Here is a 6,147-nt window from a genome sequence, read left to right as displayed (position 1 = left end):
GTGGTCCATGTGCTGATGGGTGGTGACCACGGTGCCCAGCCCCGCGTCGCCGACCAGGTCGAGCAGGCGCGGGCCCGCCCACCGCGAGCCGCCGAGAAAGGTTGTCAGATGGTTGCACTACCGGGGACCCGCCGCCCGCGCGTACGCGTGCGCCGCCCCTCCGCCCGCGAGGCCGGCACGGCGCTGCTGTTCGTCCTGCCGTTCCTGCTGCTCTTCGTCGTCTTCCGGTTCGGGCCGGCGATCGCCGGGGTGGTCCTCGGCTTCACCGACTACACCATCGGTGGCGAGACCAGCTTCACCGGGCTGGAGAACTTCCGCCGGCTCGTCGACGATCCCACGTTCTGGACGGCGCTGCGCGTCACGGTCCTGTTCACCGCGCTGTCCGTACCGCTGTCGATGCTGGCCTCCCTCGGCATGGCGCTGCTGACCCGCCGTGCCTTCCGCGGCGCGAAGCTCTTCCGGTCCATCTTCTTCCTGCCGGTGGTGACCAGCCTGGTCCTCGCCGGCGTGGTCTTCGCCTGGGTCTTCGCCGAGGACGGGCCGTGGTCGCGGGCCATGGGCGCGATCGGCCTGCCGGCCGGCTCCTGGCTCGCCGACAGCGTGCTGGTGGTCCCCGCGCTGGTGCTGGTCTCGGTCTGGTCCCGCTTCGGCTACGGCATGCTGATCCTGCTCGCCCGGATGCAGGACATTCCGGCGGAGCTGGAGGAGGCGGCGCTGACCGACGGCGCGTCGGCGTGGCAGCGCTTCCGGTACGTGACGCTGCCCCAGCTGCGGCCCGCTCTCTTCTTCGTCGCCATCATCGAGACCACCGTGTCGTTCCAGGTCTTCGACCTGATCTACGTGATGACCGGCGGCGGCCCCGTGCGGTCCAGCTACAGCCTGGTCTACCTGCTCTACGACCAGGGCTTCAAGTACTTCGACCTGGGCTACGCCAGCGCCGTCGGGGTCGCGCTGTTCGTGCTGACGATCATCGTGGCGCTGATCCAGCGGCTGACCCTCGGGAGGGAAGAATGACGGACACGATCACGCCCGCGGCCACCGCCGTCCCCACCCCGCCGGCGTCGCCCACGCGCGCCCGGCCGTACCGGCCCGGCCGGCCCGGCAGGGGCTGGATCGTCGGCCGCACCACGCTGCTGCTGATCGGCGCGGCGGTCACGCTCTTCCCCTTCTACGCGATGGTCGTGCTGTCGTTCAAGCCGACGGGACCGGTCACCTTCCCGGACAGCCTGCTGCCGTGGCCGTTCTCCACCGAGGCGTACGACCAGGTGGTCGGCGCCAAGAGCGTGCTGCGCTGGATGTGGAACACCGTGATCTACTCGGTGGTGTCGGTCGTCGGCGTGCTGCTGTTCGCCTCGATGGCCGGTTACGCCTTCGCCAAGAAGCGGTTCCCCGGCAAGGAGACCATGTTCTGGTCGTTCCTGGCGATGCTGATGGTGCCGTTCCACGTCACGATGATCCCGACGTTCATCATCATCTCCGAGCTGAACGGCGTGGACACGTACTGGGGCATGATCGTGCCGACCCTGGCCAACGCCCAGGCGGTGTTCCTGATGCGGCAGTTCATCGCCTCGCTGCCCGACTCGCTGTTCGAGGCGGCCCGCCTCGACGGCTGCTCCGAGTGGCGGGTGTACGTCTCGATCGTGCTGCCGCTGATCAAGCCGATCCTCGCCACGCTCGGCGTCTTCGTCTTCCTGTGGCACTGGAACGACTTCCTGTGGCCGCTCATCGTCGGGCAGAGCCTCGACATGCGTACCCTCACCACCGGCATCGCCTCCCTCCAGCAGGAGAACGTGGCGTTGAACATGCTCCTCGCCGGGTCGGTCGTGGCGTTCGTGCCGATCTTCATGGCGTACCTGATCGGACAGCGCTACTTCCAGGAGGGCGTCGCCACGACGGGCATCAAGGGATGAGCGTCATCGCGGTGGCGGCCTCGCCGGAGGTCCGCGAGCTGTTCTTCGACGCCGACGCCTGGGCGGCGCTGGGCCGGCTGGGGGAGGTGCGGCTGCCGGCCGACGGCGCCGACGTCGGCGACGAGGGCGTGCTCGCCCGGCTGCTCACCGACGCCGACGTGGTCGTCACCGGCTGGGGCACCGCGCCCCTGTCGGCGGCGGTGCTCGCCGCCGCGCCCCGGCTGCGGCTGCTCGCGCACACCGGCGCCAGCGTCAAACCGTTCGTCACCCCCGCCAGCTTCGCCCGGAGCGTCCGTGTCACCCAGGCCGGCGAGGCGATGGCGTACGCGGTGGGGGAGCAGGCGCTCGCGCTGACCCTCGCCCTGCTGCACCAGTTGCACCGCTTCGACCACGCGCTGCGGACCGGGGTCGACTGGGCGACCGCGAAGGCGGCGCCGCCCCGGCGGGAGCTGCGCGGGGCGGCGGTCGGGGTCGTCGGGGCGTCCCGCACCGGTCGGGCGTACCTCGGCCTGGTGCGGGCGCTCGGGGCGCGGGTGCTGGTGGCCGACCCGTACCTGTCCGACGCCGAGGCCGCGACGCTCGGCGTCGAGCGGGTCACGCTCGACGACCTGCTCGCCCGCAGCCTCGTGGTGTCCCTGCACGCGCCGGTGCTGCCGGAGACCGTCGGGATGATCGGCGCGCGCGAGCTGGCCCTGATGCCCGACGGCGCGCTGCTGGTCAACACCGCCCGCTCGGCGCTGGTCGACGAGGCCGCGCTGCTGGCCGTGCTGCGCTCCGGGCGGATCGACGCCGCGCTCGACGTGTTCGACGCCGAGCCGCTGCCGGTGGACCATCCGTTCCGGCGACTGCCGAACGTGCTGCTGACCCCGCACGAGGCGGCCGGGACGGTCGGGTCGCGGCGGCGGGCCGCCGACATCGTCGTCGCCGAGATCGACCGGTTCCTACGCGGGGAGCAGCTGCGCCACGAGGTGCGACCGGAGCACCTCGATCGCACGGGCTGAGCGCGGCTGACCTGCCCTGGCGCGGCGGCAGCCCGGATGAGTAGCCTCTGCGCTCATGCGCATCGCCCTCGCCGGACTGGCCACCAGTCACCCCTACACCGACGCCCGCACCCTGCGTGACGACGCGGAGCTCGTGGTGTGGGAGCCCGACCCGCAGCGGCTGGCGCGGTTCCGGGCCGAGCAGCCGGACGCGGCGGTCGCGCCGGACCTGGCGGCGCTGCTGGCGACCGACCCGGACGGCGTGGTCCTCACCGTCCCCACCTCCGACGTGCCCGAGGCGTTGGCGCAGGTGCTGGAGCGCAAGCTGCCGTGCTTCGTCAACAAGCCGGCCGCCGCGACCGTCGGGCAGCTCGGCCGGTTGGAACGGGTCGTGGCGCGGGCCCCGGAGCTGGTGCTCTCCTCCTCGGTGCTGCGCTTCGCGCCGGAGTTCGTCGCGTTCGACGTGCCGCGCGACGAGGTGCTGTCGGTGCGCGCCACGGTCCGGCACGACGTCGGGATCTGGGCCACCGGCTACAACCCGTGGCAGGACGACCCGACGGTCGGCGGGGGCACCCTGGTCATGATGGGCCTGCACGGGGTGGAACTGCTCGTCGCGCTGCTCGGGCCGGCCGTGCGGCTGGTGGGGGCCGCCGGCACCGTACGCCGGCACCGGGGCCTGCGCTCGGAGGACACGGGGCTGCTGGCCGTGCAGTGGGACGACGGGGTGCCCGGCACGGTGGAGGTGCTCGGGGTCAGCGAGGGCGAGGCGTACGAGGTCACCGTGCACACCGCCGCGGGGGAGCGCCGGGTGGTGCTGCGCGGCGGGGCCGACGAGTTGGGCTACCGGGCCACCATCGACGCGTTCGTCGGCATGGTCCGGGGCGCACCGAGCCCGGTGCCGTGGGCGCAGACCCGCGCCGTCCTGGACGTTCTCACCTCGGCGCGTGCCGTGGCCTGACAATCCGACCCGATCCACGCGTCGGGTGCCTTGACGCCCCTCCGGCCGGAGGTTACGGTCATGACCGTTACTTCGGAAGGGGTGTGGTGGCATGCGTACGGTGGCGGACCTGGAGGAGCGGCTCTCCCGCCCGCGGGACGTCCTGGTGGACGATCTGCGCAAGCTCGACGGGGACATCCTGATCCTCGGGGCGGGCGGCAAGCTGGGGCCGAGCCTCGTCCGGCTGGCGCTGCGGGGCGTGGCGGCGGCGGGCACCGGTGCCAAGGTCATCGCGGTGTCCCGCTTCTCGGAGGCGGGACTGGCCGACGCGCTGCGCGACGAGGGCGCGGTGGTGGTCGAGGCGGACGTCACCGACGACGCCGCGCTGGCCGCGCTGCCCGACGCGGCCAACGTGATCTTCCTGGTCGGTGCGAAGTTCGGCACCTCCGGCCGGGAGCACGCCACCTGGGCCACCAACACCTACCTGCCCGGGCGCGTCGCGCAGCGCTTCGCCGGGTCCCGCCTGGTGGCGCTGAGCACCGGCAACGTCTACCCGCTGGTCCCGGTGACCTCCGGCGGCTGCGTCGAGCAGATCCCGGTCCAGCCGGTCGGCGAGTACGCCATGTCCTGCCTGGGTCGCGAGCGCATCCTCACCCACTTCGCGCTGCGCGACGAGACCCCGCTGGCCCTGATCCGGCTCAACTACGCCGTCGAGATGCGCTACGGCGTCCTCGTCGACATCGCCCGCGCCGTGCACGCCGGCGAGCCCGTGGACCTCACCATGGGGCACGCCAACATCGTCTGGCAGGGCTACGCCAACGAGGTCACGCTGCGCGCCCTGCACCACACGCGGACACCGCCGTTCGTGTTGAACCTGACCGGGCCGGAGCTGGTCTCGGTCCGTCAGGTCGCCACCGCGCTCGCCGCCCGGCTGGGCCGCGAGCCGGTCTTCACCGGCACCGAGGCGCCGACCGCGCTGTTGTCCAACGCCCAGCTCTGCCACCGGCTCTTCGGCTACCCCGACGTGTCGGTCGCCGAGCTGATCGACCTGACGGCGGACTGGGTCGCCGACGGCCAGCCCCTGCTCGGCAAGCCGACCGGGTTCCAGACCCGCGACGGCAAGTTCTAGGAGAGACCGTGTTGACCGCATCGAGCACCCGACAGACCTCGGCCCTGGCCCGGTTCCAGCGCGGCTGCGCCATCCCCGCGCACCCGCTGGCCCTGGACGCCGACCGCAAGCTCGACGAGCGCCGGCAGCGGGCCCTGACCCGCTACTACCTGGCCTCCGGCGCGGGGGGCATCGCCGTCGGCGTGCACACCACCCAGTTCGCCATCCACGACCCGAAGGTCGGGCTGCTCGCCCCCGTGCTGGAGTTGGCCGCCGAGACCGCCGCCGGCTCGGACGCCATCCTGGTCGCCGGCGCCTGCGGGGACACCGCCCAGGCGGTCGCCGAGGCGGAGCTGGCCGCCTCGCTCGGCTACGACATGGTGCTGCTGTCGCCGTACGCGCCGCTCGACGAGGACGCCCTCGTCGAGCGGGCGCGCGCGGTCGGCGAGGTGCTGCCGGTGATCGGCTTCTACCTGCAGCCGGCCGTCGGCGGGCGGCGGCTGTCGCGGGGCTTCTGGGCCCGGCTGGCCGCCCTCGAGTCGGTGGTCGGGATCAAGGTGGCGCCCTTCGACCGCTACCGCACGCTGGACGTGCTGCACGGCGTGGTCGCGGCCGGCCGCACCGGCGACCTGGCCCTCTACACCGGCAACGACGACCACATCCTCGCCGACCTCGTGGCGCCGCACCGGGTCGTCGTGGACGGTCGGGCCGTCGAGGTCGAGTTCGTCGGCGGGCTGCTCGGACAGTGGGCGGTCTGGGCGAACACCGCCGTGACCCTGCTCGACGAGGCCCGCCAGGCCCGCTCCGGCGACGACGCCGCGCTGCGCCGGCTGCTCACCCTCGACGGCCACCTGACCGACGCCAACGCGGCCATCTTCGACTCCGCCAACGGCTACCACGGCTGCATCCCCGGCATCCACGAGGTGCTGCGCCGGCAGGGCCTGCTGGCCGGCCGCTGGTGCCTGGACCCGGCCGAGGAGCTGTCGCCGGGGCAGATGGCCGAGCTGGACCGGGTGCACCAGGCGTACCCGCACCTGCGCGACGACGACTTCGTCGCCGAGCACCTCGACACCTGGCTGTCCTGACCACGCGGTAGCGAGGCCGGCGGCGCGGGACAGCGTCCCCCCCCCCCGCCGCGCCAACCCCACGGGGGGGGGGCACCGGGCGCCCCCAACGGGCCCCGCGCCGGCCCGGCCCCGGCCTGGTGGCGAC

The 6,147-nt window shown here is 73.3% G+C and carries 6 protein-coding genes and 1 pseudogene; 6 read left to right on the top strand and 1 reads right to left on the bottom strand.

The genetic code is table 11. From position 1 onward, the window contains the following. Positions 1-72 (bottom strand): annotated as a pseudogene (locus tag ABZ793_RS34425) (MBL fold metallo-hydrolase); the annotation flags it as partial. 36 nt (positions 73-108) lie between these two features. Here ABZ793_RS34425 and ABZ793_RS34420 point away from each other — a divergent pair. The 6 genes from ABZ793_RS34420 to ABZ793_RS34395 all read left to right on the top strand — a co-directional run bounded on the left by ABZ793_RS34420 (position 109) and on the right by ABZ793_RS34395 (position 6,020). Beyond that, positions 109-1,014 carry a sugar ABC transporter permease gene (locus ABZ793_RS34420; protein WP_357465141.1) on the top strand — a complete coding sequence of 302 codons (906 nt, stop codon included), beginning with the start codon at positions 109-111 and terminating at the stop codon, positions 1,012-1,014. Continuing rightward, positions 1,011-1,910, top strand: a complete 900-nt coding sequence (locus tag ABZ793_RS34415; protein ID WP_357465139.1) for a carbohydrate ABC transporter permease — start codon at positions 1,011-1,013, stop codon at positions 1,908-1,910. Before ABZ793_RS34420 ends, ABZ793_RS34415 begins: the two co-directional genes overlap by 4 nt. Next, a complete protein-coding gene (locus ABZ793_RS34410; RefSeq protein WP_357465137.1) occupies positions 1,907-2,911 on the top strand; it encodes a hydroxyacid dehydrogenase in 1,005 nt (334 codons plus the stop codon). Before ABZ793_RS34415 ends, ABZ793_RS34410 begins: the two co-directional genes overlap by 4 nt. Positions 2,912-2,966: 55 nt before the next feature. Continuing rightward, positions 2,967-3,848, top strand: a complete 882-nt coding sequence (locus tag ABZ793_RS34405; RefSeq protein ID WP_357465135.1) for a Gfo/Idh/MocA family oxidoreductase — start codon at positions 2,967-2,969, stop codon at positions 3,846-3,848. Between the two features lie 91 nt (positions 3,849-3,939). Next, positions 3,940-4,956 carry an NAD-dependent epimerase/dehydratase family protein gene (locus ABZ793_RS34400; protein WP_357465133.1) on the top strand — a complete coding sequence of 339 codons (1,017 nt, stop codon included), beginning with the start codon at positions 3,940-3,942 and terminating at the stop codon, positions 4,954-4,956. A gap of 8 nt (positions 4,957-4,964) precedes the next feature. Beyond that, positions 4,965-6,020, top strand: a complete 1,056-nt coding sequence (locus ABZ793_RS34395; protein ID WP_357465131.1) for a dihydrodipicolinate synthase family protein — start codon at positions 4,965-4,967, stop codon at positions 6,018-6,020. The last annotated feature ends 127 nt before the right edge of the window (positions 6,021-6,147 follow it).

Origin of the sequence: Micromonospora sp. NPDC047465 (genome assembly GCF_040643125.1) — a bacterium.
Lineage (GTDB): Bacteria > Actinomycetota > Actinomycetes > Mycobacteriales > Micromonosporaceae > Micromonospora.
This window is presented reverse-complemented; position numbering and strand designations above follow the sequence as displayed.

Bases quoted from the DNA above. Each gene is read 5' to 3' on its own strand.
- ABZ793_RS34420 (WP_357465141.1), top strand. From the start codon at position 109: ATGGTTGCACTACCGGGGACCCGCCGCCCGCGCGTACGCGTGCGCCGC.
- ABZ793_RS34415 (WP_357465139.1), top strand. From the start codon at position 1,011: ATGACGGACACGATCACGCCCGCGGCCACCGCCGTCCCCACCCCGCCG.
- ABZ793_RS34410 (WP_357465137.1), top strand. From the start codon at position 1,907: ATGAGCGTCATCGCGGTGGCGGCCTCGCCGGAGGTCCGCGAGCTGTTC.
- ABZ793_RS34405 (WP_357465135.1), top strand. From the start codon at position 2,967: ATGCGCATCGCCCTCGCCGGACTGGCCACCAGTCACCCCTACACCGAC.
- ABZ793_RS34400 (WP_357465133.1), top strand. From the start codon at position 3,940: ATGCGTACGGTGGCGGACCTGGAGGAGCGGCTCTCCCGCCCGCGGGAC.